The organism is Pantoea sp. LMR881 (genome assembly GCF_027157825.1).
GTDB lineage: Bacteria > Pseudomonadota > Gammaproteobacteria > Enterobacterales > Enterobacteriaceae > Pantoea > Pantoea haifensis.
Map to the genome: position 1 here is coordinate 1,670,379 of NZ_JAPVOK010000002.1, position 14,656 is coordinate 1,685,034.

General features: G+C 54.2%; 5 protein-coding genes, 6 pseudogenes and 1 riboswitch. Of the genes and pseudogenes, 9 read left to right on the top strand and 2 right to left on the bottom strand.

What is annotated here, in order from left to right:
- Positions 1-6: 6 nt before the first annotated feature.
- The 4 genes and pseudogenes from leuA to leuD all read left to right on the top strand — a co-directional run bounded on the left by leuA (position 7) and on the right by leuD (position 4,682).
- The gene (gene leuA / locus O3W44_RS09750) at positions 7-1,569 is read left to right on the top strand and encodes a 2-isopropylmalate synthase (RefSeq protein WP_269292907.1); all 1,563 of its coding nucleotides are present in this window, start codon (positions 7-9) and stop codon (positions 1,567-1,569) included.
- Between the two features lie 2 nt (positions 1,570-1,571).
- Entirely contained in the window at positions 1,572-2,663 is a 1,092-nt protein-coding gene (leuB, locus tag O3W44_RS09755) for a 3-isopropylmalate dehydrogenase (protein WP_269292908.1), read from the top strand.
- Positions 2,664-2,667: 4 nt separating this feature from the next.
- A complete protein-coding gene (gene leuC / locus O3W44_RS09760; RefSeq protein WP_269292909.1) occupies positions 2,668-4,074 on the top strand; it encodes a 3-isopropylmalate dehydratase large subunit in 1,407 nt (468 codons plus the stop codon).
- A 3-nt stretch (positions 4,075-4,077) separates the two neighbouring features.
- A pseudogene (leuD, locus tag O3W44_RS09765) lies at positions 4,078-4,682 on the top strand (3-isopropylmalate dehydratase small subunit).
- A 43-nt stretch (positions 4,683-4,725) separates the two neighbouring features.
- Here leuD and O3W44_RS09770 read toward each other — a convergent pair.
- Positions 4,726-5,892 (bottom strand): MFS transporter, encoded by a 1,167-nt coding sequence (locus O3W44_RS09770; RefSeq protein ID WP_269292910.1) that lies wholly within the window; start codon positions 5,890-5,892, stop codon positions 4,726-4,728.
- A gap of 255 nt (positions 5,893-6,147) precedes the next feature.
- On the opposite strand from O3W44_RS09770, the pseudogene sgrR reads away from it, so the two are divergent.
- The 4 pseudogenes from sgrR (at position 6,148) to thiQ (ending at position 11,246) form a co-directional block, all read left to right on the top strand.
- Positions 6,148-7,808 (top strand): annotated as a pseudogene (gene sgrR / locus O3W44_RS09775) (HTH-type transcriptional regulator SgrR).
- Between the two features lie 34 nt (positions 7,809-7,842).
- Positions 7,843-7,947: riboswitch (TPP riboswitch) on the top strand.
- 45 nt (positions 7,948-7,992) lie between these two features.
- Positions 7,993-8,978, top strand: a pseudogene (thiB, locus tag O3W44_RS09780) (thiamine ABC transporter substrate binding subunit).
- Positions 8,954-10,563: pseudogene (thiP, locus tag O3W44_RS09785) on the top strand (thiamine/thiamine pyrophosphate ABC transporter permease ThiP). The pseudogenes thiB and thiP overlap by 25 nt, the downstream one beginning before the upstream one ends.
- Positions 10,547-11,246 (top strand): annotated as a pseudogene (thiQ, locus tag O3W44_RS09790) (thiamine ABC transporter ATP-binding protein ThiQ). Before thiP ends, thiQ begins: the two co-directional pseudogenes overlap by 17 nt.
- Here thiQ and O3W44_RS09795 read toward each other — a convergent pair.
- A complete protein-coding gene (locus tag O3W44_RS09795; protein ID WP_269292911.1) occupies positions 11,243-12,007 on the bottom strand; it encodes a DedA family protein in 765 nt (254 codons plus the stop codon). The pseudogene thiQ and the gene O3W44_RS09795 sit on opposite strands and share 4 nt — an antisense overlap.
- 168 nt (positions 12,008-12,175) lie before the next feature.
- Between O3W44_RS09795 and polB the strand changes: the two are divergent.
- Positions 12,176-14,535, top strand: a pseudogene (gene polB / locus O3W44_RS09800) (DNA polymerase II).
- Positions 14,536-14,656: the final 121 nt, after the last annotated feature.

The window sequence follows — 14,656 nt, forward strand, 5'->3', positions numbered from 1 at the left end:
AATACGATGAGCCAGCAAGTCATTATTTTCGATACCACTCTGCGCGACGGTGAGCAGGCATTACAGGCCAGCCTGAGTGTGAAAGAAAAACTGCAAATTGCTTTAGCGTTGGAACGCATGGGCGTTGACGTAATGGAAGTAGGTTTCCCTGTTTCCTCCCCAGGTGATTTTGAGTCAGTGCAGACCATTGCGCGCACCATCAAAAACAGCCGCGTGTGTGGCCTGGCTCGCTGCGTTGAGAAAGATATTGATGCGGCCTATGAATCTCTGCGCGTAGCTGAAGCGTTCCGTATTCACACCTTCATTGCAACCTCGCCGATGCACATCGCAACGAAATTGCGCAGTACCCTGCCAGAAGTCATTGAGCGCGCCGTGCATATGATTAAACGCGCCCGCAATTACACTAATGATGTTGAGTTTTCATGTGAAGATGGTGGCCGTACACCGATTGACGATCTGTGCCGCATGGTTGAAGCCGCGATTAACGCGGGTGCCACAACCATCAACATTCCTGACACCGTTGGCTACACCTTGCCAAACGAATACGCCAACATCATTAGCCAGCTGATTAATCGCGTACCAAACATCGATAAAGCAATTTTGTCGGTACATACCCACGACGATTTAGGCATGGCAACGGGCAACGCAATCGCGGCGGTACAAGCCGGTGCTCGTCAGGTTGAAGGTACGCTGAATGGTCTGGGCGAACGCGCCGGTAACTGTGCGCTGGAAGAAGTGATTATGGCGATTAAAACACGCCAGCAGATCATGAATGTGCATACCAATATCCACCATCAGGAAATTTATCGCACCAGCCAGACGGTTAGCCAGATTTGCAACATGCCAATCTCCGCAAACAAAGCGGTGGTGGGTTCTAATGCCTTTGCTCACTCATCCGGCATTCATCAGGATGGCGTGCTGAAAAATCGCGAAAACTACGAAATCCTGACGCCTGAATCGATTGGCCTGCACAAAATCCAGTTGAATTTGACCTCACGCTCTGGCCGTGCGGCAGTGAAACATCGCATGGAAGAGATGGGCTACAAAGAGAGCGACTACAACCTGGATACACTGTATGACGCCTTCCTGAAACTGGCTGATAAGAAAGGTCAGGTATTTGATTACGATCTGGAAGCACTGGCCTTTATCAACAAGCAGAACGAAGAGCCTGAATATTTCCAGTTAAAAGAATTCAACGTGCAGTCAGGTTCCAGCATCACCGCCACCGCGTCGGTTAATCTGGGCTGTGGCGAAGAAGCCAAATCTGAAGCAGCAACCGGTAACGGCCCGGTTGACGCGGTTTATCAGGCGATCAACCGCATCACCCAGTTTGATGCTGAACTGGTGAATTACAAACTGACGGCAAAAGGCCACGGCGAAAACGCGCTGGGCCAGGTCGATATCGTGGTGAGTTACAACGATCGTAAATTCCATGGCGTCGGTCTGGCCACGGATATCGTTGAATCCTCTGCTAAAGCAATGGTGAACGCGTTAAATAACATCTGGCGTGCCAAACAAGTTGAAAAAGAATTGCAGCGCAAATTTAAAGATCAGAAGGAAACGGTGTAACTATGTCTAAGACTTCTCATATCGCGGTATTGCCAGGGGACGGTATTGGCCCGGAAGTAATGGCGCAGGCCATTAAAGTTCTGGATGCTATTCGTCAACGCTTCGACATGCAGATCACCACCAGCGAATATGATGTCGGTGGCATTGCCATTGATCGTCATGGCGAACCCCTGCCGCCTGCAACGGTCGCCGGTTGCGAACAGGCTGATGCCATTCTTTTTGGCTCTGTGGGCGGTCCAAAGTGGGAACATTTACCGCCGGCTTCTCAGCCAGAGCGTGGTGCGCTGTTGCCTCTGCGTAAACATTTTAAGCTGTTCAGCAACCTGCGCCCTGCTGCGTTGTATAGCGGACTGGAAGCCTTCTGTCCGCTGCGCAGCGATATCGCCGCAAAAGGTTTCGATATTTTGTGCGTGCGTGAACTGACCGGCGGCATCTATTTCGGTCAGCCGAAAGGACGTGAAGGCAGCGGCCCACACGAACGCGCTTTTGACACTGAGGTTTATCACCGTTTTGAAATTGAGCGTATCGCCCGTATCGCCTTTGAATCTGCGCGCAAGCGTCGTAGCAAAGTCACGTCGGTCGATAAAGCCAACGTTCTGCAAACCTCAGTGATGTGGCGCGAAATCGTAAACGAAATCGCCAAAGAATACCCGGATGTACAACTGAGCCATATGTACATCGACAACGCCACCATGCAGTTGATCAAAGATCCTTCACAGTTTGACGTGTTGCTCTGCTCTAACCTGTTTGGTGACATTCTTTCTGATGAATGCGCAATGATCACCGGTTCAATGGGTATGCTGCCGTCCGCCAGCCTGAATGAAGACGGTTTCGGTCTCTACGAACCTGCGGGCGGCTCTGCACCTGATATCGCCGGACAAAATATTGCTAACCCGGTTGCACAGATCCTGTCGCTGTCATTACTGCTGCGCTACAGCCTGAATGCTGATGATGCCGCTGACAGCATTGAGCGTGCCATCAGCCGTGCGCTGGAAGAAGGTTTCCGTACCAAAGACTTAGCCGGTGATGGCCCAGCGGTCAGCACAGATGAGATGGGCAGCATTATTGCCCGCTTTATCGCCGAGGAAAAATAAAACAATGAAAACGTTATATCAGAAGTTATTTGATGCACATGTCGTTCACGAAGCGCCGAATGAAACACCGTTACTCTATATCGATCGTCACCTGATCCATGAGGTGACTTCGCCGCAGGCCTTTGATGGTCTGCGCGCTCACGGACGTAAAGTCCGTCAGCCGGAAAAAACCTTCGCGACCATGGATCATAACGTCTCCACCCAAACCAAAGACATTAACGCTTCGGGTGAGATGGCACGTATTCAGATGCAAGAGTTGATTAAAAACTGCGCTGAATTTGGCGTGCAGTTATATGACCTGAATCACCCGTTTCAGGGCATCGTACACGTCATCGGTCCGGAACAAGGCATGACCTTGCCAGGTATGACGATCGTTTGTGGTGACTCACATACGGCAACCCACGGCGCCTTTGGTTCACTGGCATTCGGCATCGGCACGTCAGAAGTTGAACACGTTTTCGCGACCCAGACGCTGAAGCAAGGCCGCGCGAAAACCATGAAAATCGAAGTGCTGGGCGAAGCCACTCAGGGCATCACCGCAAAAGATATTGTGCTGGCGATTATAGGTAAAACCGGCAGTGCAGGCGGCACCGGACATGTCGTGGAATTTTGTGGTCCAGCCATCGAAGCTCTGAGCATGGAAGGTCGTATGACGCTGTGCAACATGGCGATCGAAATGGGTGCAAAAGCGGGCCTGGTCGCGCCAGACGAGACGACGTTCAACTACCTGAAAGGCCGTCAGTTTGCGCCGCAGGGTGAAAAATGGGAGCAGGCAGTTGAATACTGGCGCACCCTGAAGTCAGACAGCGATGCCAAATTTGATGCGGTTGTTACACTGCATGCTGAAGAGATTGCCCCACAAGTCACCTGGGGAACCAACCCCGGCCAGGTGATTGCAGTTGATCAGGCGATCCCGAACCCGGCTTCGTTTGCCGATCCGGTTGAGCGCGCCTCAGCAGAAAAAGCACTGGCTTACATGAATTTGCAGCCTGGCATTAAGCTGACCGACGTCGCTATTGATAAAGTCTTTATCGGTTCCTGCACTAACTCACGTATTGAAGATCTGCGCGCTGCTGCGGCTGTCGCCAAAGGACGCAAAGTCGCGCCGGGGGTAATTGCTATGGTGGTTCCAGGCTCAGGCCCGGTGAAGGCGCAAGCGGAAGCGGAAGGCTTAGATAAAATTTTTCTCGACGCGGGTTTTGAGTGGCGTCTGCCTGGCTGCTCTATGTGTCTGGCCATGAACAATGACCGCCTGAATCCCGGCGAGCGTTGTGCATCCACCAGTAACCGTAACTTTGAAGGTCGTCAGGGCCGTGGCGGTCGAACCCATCTGGTTAGCCCGGCAATGGCTGCGGCAGCTGCGGTCACCGGCCACTTTGCTGACATCCGTGAACTGACGACAGGAGCCTGAGTCATGGCGAAGAAATTTACCCAACATACCGGAATTGTTGCGCCGCTGGATGCCGCTAACGTCGACACCGATGCCATTATTCCTAAACAGTTTCTGCAGAAAGTGACGCGCACCGGTTTTGGTCAGCACTTGTTTCACGACTGGCGCTTCGACGATGACGCCGGAACAGTGCCAACCGCCAGTTTCGTACTGAATCAGCCCGCTTATCAGGGAGCCAGTATTCTGCTGGCGCGTGAAAACTTTGGTTGTGGTTCCTCACGTGAACACGCCCCTGGGCATTGACCGATTTTGGTTTCCACGTAGTCATTGCGCCGAGCTTCGCTGACATCTTTTATGGCAACAGCTTCAATAACCAACTGCTGCCAATCAAGCTGAGCGATGAAGAAGTCGATGAGATGTTCAAGCTGGTTGCCGCTCAGCCGGGCATCCGCTTCGTTGTTGATCTCGAAGCGCAAACCGTGAAGGCAGGCGACAAAACTTATTCGTTTGAGCTCGACAGCTTCCGCCTTCATTGCATGATCAACGGCCTCGACAGCATCGGTTTGACGCTGCAACACGAAGCATCGATTGCGCAATATGAACAGAATCAACCGGCTTACCTGCGTTAATCATTAAGCAGGCAATCAGGGGCGACCAGCGGGTCGCCCTTTTTTATACGTTACGTACCCGGGCGGACATAGCAAAAGCGGCAGTCGCCAAAGCCAGCGCCAGCCAGTACACCGCAACATGCCCAAGATGATCGCTGAGGGTTCCCTGAATCACTCCCGCTAAAATCATGCCGGTGGAGATAGAATTAGTAAACATTGTGGTTGCCGCACCGGGGCGTCCCGGCATTAAATCCTGGAACCACAGCATGCCAATGCCCGCAATGATGCCAATAAACACAGCGTTAAACAGTTGCAAAATCAGCAGTGCCTGACGTGAACTAAACAGCACTAATCCGAGATAGAAAAGAATACCTGCTGCCACCGCCAGCAGCATCAAATTGCGTTTCCCTGTGCGCTTAGCAAAATAGCCCGCCAGCAACATCACCGGAATTTCCAGTCCGGCTGCCAGCCCCATCAGTAAGCCCGCCAGTTTTTCCGGTAATCCCAGGGTACTGCTGATATAGAGCGGCATATCAATAATGTACATGGTATTGCAGGTCCACATCGTCACCGAGGCGATAAAAAGCAGGCGAACGTCGCGATCGCGCCAGCCGCTGATCGGCATGCCGCCGGTGTGCATCATCGTCTCTGCGCGCGGAACAGACGGTAAGGTCAGCCAGACGAGTAAAGTACAGGTCAAAAACAGCGCCGCCGCGACCATAAACAGCGTGACGAAGCCGTAATTAAGCGCCAGCGTAAACGACAGTGGCGGCCCGATCACCCACGCCAGCGACAGTTGGGCGCGCATTACCGAGCTGAACATCACCACTTCACGCGCTGACTGGTCAGCATATTCACGCGCCAGCGCGAATATCTGCGGCATTGATACGCTGGCTAAAGCGGATAGCAGCACGCCTAAGGTGATAAGCGTCAGGTAATCACGACTAAAAGCGAATAATAGAGCGTTGCACAGCGCCATCAGGCAACAGAATAAAATGATGTGGCGACGATCGCCTACGCTGTCTGAACGTTTAGCCACCAGCATACTGACCACAATGCCCGCCACGGCATTGATGGTAAAAAACAGCCCCACCCAGAAAGGTCGGGCCTGGACTTCTCGCGTGAGGAACAGACTGAGCGTAGGGGCCTGTAAGGCACCGGCTACGCCAATCATGAAAGAGGCCACCATAAACGCCAGATAAACCGAGTTATTACTGCGCGGCGAGTTCATACCGAAGTCCCTTACAGAATGAAAAAACAGAGGAAAAAGAAGGGTAGACGATACAGTGCAACATGAAAAAAGCCAGCAGAGAAAATCTGCTGGCGGTGTAATTGCACCCCTACTCAGAAAGGATCGCACTAAGCTGCACGATCATGGACAGAGCGCCATTCCGCGGAATGCCTCCCGCTCTTTCCATGAAACAGATTTTGCCTCTAATATGAGGCAGGAAAAACAGAGCACTTTTAACAGGGAGTTCCTCTTTTCATGTCCTCATCACGCCTGAAACAGCAATTCATCCGTTTATGGCAGAGCTGCCAGGGGCAAACGCAGGAAACGACGCTGAGCGAATTAGCGCATGTCTTGCACTGTTCGCGTCGCCATATGCGTAATTTACTCAACGCCATGCAGGATGCGGGTTGGCTGATCTGGCAAGCAGAAGCGGGACGCGGCAAGCGTTCGCTGCTCACGTTTTGTTATACTGGCCTGGCACTTCAGCAGCAGCGTGCAGAAGATCTGCTGGAGCAGGACCGCATCGATCAGCTTGTACAGCTGGTGGGTGACAAAACTCAGGTACGACAGATGATCAGCGCCCATCTGGGCCGCAGTTTTCGCCAGGGTAAACATATTCTGCGCGTTCTCTACTATCGTCCGCTGCTAAATTTATTACCCGGCTCGCCGCTGCGCCGTTCAGAAACCCATTTGGCGCGACAAATTTTTAGCGGCCTGACACACATAAATGAGGAAAAGGGGGAAACAGAAGCGGATATTGCCCACCACTGGCAGCAAAACTCACCGCTGCACTGGCGCTTTTTCTGCGTCCGGCGATCCGCTTTCATCATGGCCGCGAGCTGGAGATGGCTGATGTCATTAGCAGTCTTGAACGCCTGCGCAGCCAGCCGCTGTTTTCCCATCTTCAACATATCAGCACGCCCGCACCCTGGACGCTTGATATCACTCTCAGTCAGCCCGATGACTGGCTGCCGTGGCTGCTTGGCAGCGTAAGCGCGATGATTCTGCCTCGCGAATGGCCTGAACTGCGCGACTTTGCCCGCCAGCCCATCGGGACCGGCCCGTATAGCGTGGTTCGCAACCAGCAAAGCCAGCTAAAAATTGCCGCCTTTGATGATTATTTTGGCTTTCGCGCGTTAATTGATGATGTCTCAATATGGGTACTGCCTGATATCAGCGATGAGCTGGTGTATGCCGGAGTACGCTTGCAGGGCGAGACGGCTGACGAGAAACAGGAAGAAAGCCGCCTCGAAGAGGGATGTTATTATTTACTGTTCGACCAGCGTTCGCGCCAGGGCAGCGATGACGCCATTCGCCGTTGGGTAAGCTATTTATTTAACCCGATCGCCTTGCTTAATCATGCCGAAATTGGCTATCAACGCTACTGGTTCCCGGCTTACGGATTGCTGCCGCGCTGGCATCATCGCCGTGATTTAACCCCGGTTGAAAAGCCTGCCAGTCTGAAAAGACTGACGCTAACCTGGTATAGCCAGCATGTGGAACATGAAGGCATTGCAAATGCGTTGCGTCCTCTGCTGGCGCAGCACAATGTCGAGCTGGTCACGCAGGAAGTGAGTTATGAAATTTGGCATCAGGGCGAAGCAGAAAGCGATATCTGGCTGGGCAGCGTAAACTTCACTTTGCCGCTGGAATATTCTCTCTTCGCCCAGCTGTATGAGATCCCGCTGTTACATCACTGTCTGCCCATTGACTGGCACGGTGACGCTGCGCGCTGGCGTAAAAAGAACCTTCCGCTGGCGGAGTGGAGTAAGCGTCTGGTCGAAGAAGGGGGATTACATCCGCTGTTTCATCACTGGCTGCTGCTGGAGGGCCAGCGTAGTATGCGCGGCGTGCGCATGAATACGCTCGGCTGGTTTGATTTTAAATCAGCCTGGTTTGCTCCGCCGGAGCTGTGAACCTTGCCCTTTGCGCTGAAATGACTAGAATGTGTCGTTCTCAACGGGGTGCTGTTTGTGAAGGTTGCAAGCGGCTGAGAGATACCCGTCGAACCTGATTCGGTTAATACCGACGTAGGGATTTGAGGTCAGAACGCTCAGATCCTTTGCGACTCACTCAACAATTCTCCTCAAGGAGCGCAAAGTGTTAAAGAAAGCCCTGCCTGTGCTGCTGCTGTTATCAGCCTCTGTCTTTGCGGCGAAACCCACCTTAACCGTCTACACCTACGATTCATTCTCCGCAGACTGGGGCCCCGGCCCGGCAGTAAAAAAAGCATTTGAAGCGCAGTGTCACTGCGAACTGAAATATGTCGCGCTGGAAGATGGCGTGTCGCTGCTTAATCGCCTGCGCATGGAAGGCAAGAACAGCAAAGCTGACGTGGTGTTGGGACTCGATAACAATTTAGTGCAGGCCGCCCAGCAGACGGGGCTGTTTGCCGCCAGCGATGTGGATACTGGCGCACTGCAATTGCCCGGCGGCTGGCAGGATAAAACCTTCATCCCGTTTGATTACGGCTACTTCGCTTTTGTCTATGACAAAAACAAACTGAAAAATCCGCCAAAAAGCCTGAAAGAGCTGGTTGAAAGCCCGGAAAAATGGCGCGTCATTTACGAAGATCCGCGTACCAGCACGCCAGGGTTAGGCTTGCTGTTGTGGATGCAAAAAGTGTATGGCGATCAGGCACCCCAGGCGTGGCAAAAGCTGGCACAAAAAACGGTAACCGTGACCAAGGGCTGGAGCGAAGCCTACGGCCTGTTCCTGAAAGGTGAAGGGGATTTGGTGCTGAGTTACACCACCTCACCGGCTTACCATCTTATTGAAGAGAAAAAGATCACTATGCTGCCGCGCCTTTTACTGAAGGCCATTATCTCCAGGTTGAAGTTGCCGCGCAGTTAGCCAGCAGCAAACAGCCCAAACTGGCGCAGCAGTTTATGCGCTTCATGGTCTCCCCGGCTTTCCAGAACAGCATTCCAACCGGCAACTGGATGTATCCGGTAATCAAAACCGATTTGCCTGCTGGCTTCGCGACGCTCAGCTTGCCTGCCACCGCGCTGCAATATTCGGCACAGGATGTCGCCAGCCACCGTTCACAATGGATTAATGCATGGCAACGCGCCGTCAGCCACTGATCCCCTGCTGGCTGATCCTGGCGCACTCGCCACGCTGCTGCTGTGCAGTGTGGCGCTGCTGGCCTTTTCATCGCTGTGGATTGCCGCGCCAGAAACTCACTGGCGTAGCGTGCTGCAAGATGATTATCTCCACCACGTGGTTGCCTTTTCCTTTGGGCAGGCGCTGCTCTCTGCGCTGCTGTCGCTGCTGCCCGCGATTGCGCTGGCACGGGCCCTCTACCGGCGACGTTTTCCGGGCCGTCGGCTGCTGCTGCGTCTGTGCGCCATGACGCTGGTGCTGCCGGTGCTGGTCGCCGTATTTGGCCTGCTAACGGTGTATGGTCGCGTTGGCTGGCTGGCCCAGCTTTGTCAGTTAGCGGGCATTGATTACACCTTCTCCCCTTATGGCCTGCAAGGCATTTTGCTGGCGCACGTTTTCTTCAACCTGCCGTTGGCGACGCGCCTGTTGTTACAAGCGTTAGAGAGTATTCCAGCCGAACAGCGCCAGTTAGCGGCGCAGCTTAATCTGCGCGGCTGGCATCACTTCCGCCTGCTGGAGTGGCCGTGGCTGCGTCGCCAGTTACTGCCGACTGGCGCACTCATTTTTATGCTGTGCTTTGCCAGTTTCGCCACCGTGCTAACGCTGGGTGGCGGACCGCAGGCCACTACCATCGAACTCGCCATCTTTCAGGCACTGAGTTACGACTACGATCCCGGTCGTGCGGCGCTGCTGGCACTGATTCAACTGACCTGTTGCCTGGCGCTGGTGCTGTTGAGCCAGCGTTTTAGCAAGGCAATTCCCACTGGCAATGGTCAACTGCGCGGCTGGCGCGATCCGCAGGATTCTGTTTTAGCGCGCCTGAGTGATAGCGTGATGATTGTTTTATCCCTGCTGCTGCTGTTGCCGCCGCTGCTGGCGGTAATGGTTGATGGGTTACACGGCGGCCTGCGCGGTGCGCTGATGCAACCGGCGTTATGGCAAGCCACATTTACCTCGCTGCGCATTGCTCTGGGAGCGGGCCTGCTGTGTGTGCTGCTCACCCTGATGCTGCTGTGGAGCAGCCGTGAACTGCGCTTACGCCAGCGCAACGTTGCCGCACAGATTATCGATACCAGCGGCATGTTGATTCTGGCGATGCCCGGTATTGTGCTGGCGACCGGTTTTTTCCTGCTTTTTAACGCCACGGTTGGCCTGCCGACCTCTGCTGATGGACTGGTGATTTTTACTAACGCGCTGATCGCGATCCCTTATGCGCTTAAAGTGCTGGAAAATCCCATGCGCGATCTTGCCGAACGCTATAGCCACTTATGTGGCTCGCTTGGCATTAGCGGCTGGAACCGGCTGCGCCTGATTGAACTGCGTGCCTTGCAGCGGCCTTTAGCACAGGCGCTGGCGTTTGCCTGCGTGTTATCCATTGGCGATTTTGGTGTGGTGGCGCTGTTTGGTAATGCAGATTTTCGCACGCTGCCCTTCTACCTTTATCAACAGATAGGTTCCTATCGCGGCGCGGATGGTGCAGTCACTGCCCTGCTGTTGCTGTTACTCTGCCTGCTGCTGTTCACTTTGATGGAAAAATTACCGGGCCGCCATGCTGACACTCAATAACCTCACCTACCTTTATCAGCATTTGCCGATGCGTTTTAGTCTTAACGCGACGCGCGGTGAACGACTGGCGATTCTCGGCCCCAGTGGCGCAGGAAAAAGTACGCTGCTGAACCTGATTGCCGGTTTCCTTCCGGTAAGTCGGGGAAGCCTGCATATTAACGGCGACGATCATACCCACAGCGTTCCGGCGAAGCGCCCGGTCTCAATGCTGTTTCAGGAAAACAACCTGTTTCCCCATCTCAGCGTGCAGCAAAACATGGCGCTGGGATTGCACCCCGGCCTCAAACTGAACGCCGCCCAGCAGCAGCAACTGGTGGAGATTGCACAACAGGTTGGACTCAGCGATCTGCTGGCGCGCTTGCCGGGCCAGTTGTCGGGGGCAACGCCAGCGTGTGGCGCTGGCTCGCTGTCTGCTGCGCGATAAGCCACTGTTGCTGCTGGATGAGCCGTTTTCCGCTCTCGATCCCGCCCTGCGCGGCGAGATGTTGCAACTGGTGCGCTCGGTATGCGAAACGCGCGACATAACTTTGCTGATGGTGTCACACAGCCTTGAAGATGCCCAGCAGATTGCGCCACGCAGCGTGGTGGTGGTTGACGGGCGGATTTACTGGGATGGCGCAACCGAACAGTTGCTGTCTGGTGAGACCCGGGAAGCCGATGTGCTCGGCATCCCGCGCCGTTAATTAAAAAAGACCTGCCACAGCAGACCCCGGAAAATGGGCATCATCGGATGAAACTGAATGGCAACCAGTGCGCCAGCCGCAATCACAAAACCGAGCGGTGCCAGCCAACGCAAACGCTCAGGCGGCAAATAAGCGGTTGCCCAGTCCCTCGTTTTTCCGCTGCGCCACCAGCGCCAGCACAGCCAGATCCCCAGCCATACCAGCACGGCTACCAGCAGCAAAAGCCATTTGAAACTGTCACCCTGCGCCTCTTCAGGCACATCAATGGCTACACCCGCTAAAATACCGGGCAGCAGATAGAGCGGCGGCCAAAAAACACAGCCGATAAGATTCGGCGGCAAAAATTTACGCACCGGTAATTCCAGCATGCCTGCCGCCAGCGGGATCAGTGGACGTGTTGGACCAACAAATCGTCCAACCAGCACGGTAAACATACTGTGCTGATGCAGCGCGTGTTCGGTTTTATTAAGCAAGCCTCTGTATTTTTGCAGATATTTCCAGCGGTGCAGCGGCCCCTGAAATTTCCAGCCAATAGCGTAAGAGACCCAGTCGCCAAGTAAACACCCGGCAAAGCCTGCTGCCCAGGCCGGATAAAGACCGATCTGCCCACTGCCCACCAGCGCCCCAAGGCTGGCCATTAGTACCGTGCCGGGCAGTAATAACCCGACCAGCGCCAGCGACTCAAGAAACGTCACCAGTGCAACGGCAAACAGCGCCCACTCCAGCGACTGCGTAAACAGGTGTTGAACCCAGGCTTCCATAACCTTCCTCAAAAAAAGCAGAAGGCTGGATTGTCCTGAGCCTGCGGCAAAGCGTCAAGGCAAGAATTGTACGCTGATATTGACAAATGCTGGCAGCAGAACTGTATAAATAACCATGTTATACTTTGGGCTCTTTCGCTCCTGCCGTCAGCCTACTTCGGAGAATGTGTGACTACGCCCCGTGCAGGTTTCCTGCTTACCCGCCACTGGCGCGACAGCGCACAGGGCACCGAAATTGTTTTGTGGCTGGCGACTGATCAAGGCCCACAGCGCGTGGTGCTGCCTGCTCAGGAGTCCGTTGCCTTCATTCCCTGCGAATACCAGTCACGGGTAGAAACGCTACTGCAGGGCGAACGGCAGGTGCGTATTCAGCCGTTACAACTAAAAGATTTTAGCCGTCGCCCGGTGTTTGGCCTTTATTGTCGACAGCACCGCCAGCTGCAATGGATTGAGAAGCAGCTGCGCGAAAACAACATACCTGTTTATGAAGCGGATATCCGCCCGCCTGAACGCTTTCTGATGGAGCGTTTTATTACTGCGCCCCTGTGGTTTAGCGGTGACCTGCAAGGCGAAAGCGTGATCAACACGCGCCTTAAGCCTCACCCCGATTACCGCCCGCCGTTAAAGTGGGTATCGCTGGATATCGAAACCACTCAGCATGGTGAACTTTACTGTATTGGGCTGGAAGGCTGCGGTCAGCGCCAGGTTTATATGCTGGGGCCGCCAAACGGTGACGCCAGCCAGCTCGACTTTGAACTGATTTATCTCGACAGCCGCCCGCAGTTGCTTGAAGCGTTAAACGCCTGGTTCGCCCGGCACGATCCTGACGTCATTATTGGCTGGAATGTGGTGCAGTTTGACCTGCGTATGTTGCAGAAACATGCCGACCGCTACGCGATTCCGCTGCGGCTGGGTCGCCAGCAAACCCCACTGGAATGGCGTGAGCATGGCTTTAAGCCCGGCGTATTTTTTGCGCAGGCAACAGGACGTTTGATCATTGACGGCATTGATGCCCTTAAATCGGCCTTCTGGGATTTTCCATCGTTCAGCCTCGAATCCGTCTCGCAACAGCTGCTGGGTGAAGGTAAGGCTATTGATAATCCGTGGCAGCGGATGGAAGAGATTAACTGGCGCTTCGCCAACGATAAGCCTGCGCTGGCGCGTTATAACCTGAAAGATTGTGAACTGGTAACACGTATTTTTCAGAAAACCGAGATCATGCCGTTTTTGCTGGAGCGCGCAGCGGTTAACGGCCTGGCGGTTGATCGCCACGGCGGCTCAGTCGCCGCCTTCAACTATCTCTATATTCCGCGGATGCATCGCGCGGGCTTTGTCGCGCCAAACCTGGGCGAAGTGGCACCCGAAGCCAGCCCCGGCGGCTATGTAATGGATTCACGCCCTGGCTTGTATGATTCAGTGCTGGTGCTCGACTATAAAAGCCTTTATCCCTCAATTATTCGTACCTTTCTGATCGATCCGGTGGGGCTGATTGAAGGGTTAGCGCACCCGGACGATGCGGATTCGATTGCGGGTTTTCGTGAAGCGCGCTTTTCACGCCAGACGCACTGCCTGCCCGCGATGGTTGAACAAATCTGGCAAGGCCGCGAAGCCGCTAAGAAACAGGGTAATAAGCCGCTGTCACAAGCGTTGAAAATCATCATGAATGCTTTTTATGGCGTGCTGGGCACCCGTGCCTGCCGCTTTTTTGATCCGCGCCTGGCTTCATCAATTACGCTGCGCGGTCATGCGATTATGCAGCAGACGCGCGAACTGATTGAGGCTGAAGGTTATGACGTGATTTATGGTGATACCGATTCAACTTTTGTCTGGCTCAAATCAGCGCACAGTGAAGAGGACGCGGCTGCGATTGGTTACCGACTGGCGCAAAAGGTCAATGAATGGTGGCGCGACCATCTGCAAAAAGCCTACGGCTTACACAGCGCGCTGGAACTGGAGTATGAAAACCACTTTTGCCGCTTTTTGATGCCAACCATTCGCGGTGCCGAACAGGGCAGCAAAAAACGTTACGCGGGACTGATCAAAGAGGGTGAAAGCGAACGCATGGTGTTTAAAGGGCTGGAGTCGGTGCGTACCGACTGGACGCCGCTGGCGCAGCAGTTTCAGCAATCACTCTACAGCCGTATTTTTCATCGCGAGCCCTGGCAGGATTTCATCCGCCAGACTGTCGCCCGGCTGCTGGCGGGTGAGCTTGACGATCAGCTGATTTATAAAAAACGCCTGCGCCGCCCCTTAAGCGAGTATGAACGCAACGTGCCGCCACATGTGCGTGCGGCGCGTCTGGCTGATGAGCAAAATCGCAAACTAGGCCGCCCCTTGCAGTATCAAAAAGGCGGGCGGATTCGCTATGTCATGGCAACTGCAGGACCAGAGCCACTGGAAGCGCGTATCACACCACTCGACTATGATCATTATGTCAGCAAGCAATTACAGCCGGTCGCCGATGGCATTTTGCCTTTGTCGATGATGACTTTGCTACACTGATTACGGGTCAGTTGGGGCTTTTTTGACAGGTGACGAACGGCCTGTCATCCAGTACCATAGCGCCCTTCCCGAAACTCACCGCTCTGACACGTTCACCAGACCTTATCGTCTGGATGAAATGCTATTGCCTGAGCATTGGGAACACCT

Bases quoted from the DNA above. Each gene is read 5' to 3' on its own strand.
- leuA (WP_269292907.1), top strand. From the start codon at position 7: ATGAGCCAGCAAGTCATTATTTTCGATACCACTCTGCGCGACGGTGAG.
- leuB (WP_269292908.1), top strand. From the start codon at position 1,572: ATGTCTAAGACTTCTCATATCGCGGTATTGCCAGGGGACGGTATTGGC.
- leuC (WP_269292909.1), top strand. From the start codon at position 2,668: ATGAAAACGTTATATCAGAAGTTATTTGATGCACATGTCGTTCACGAA.
- O3W44_RS09770 (WP_269292910.1), bottom strand. From the start codon at position 5,892: ATGAACTCGCCGCGCAGTAATAACTCGGTTTATCTGGCGTTTATGGTG.
- O3W44_RS09795 (WP_269292911.1), bottom strand. From the start codon at position 12,007: ATGGAAGCCTGGGTTCAACACCTGTTTACGCAGTCGCTGGAGTGGGCG.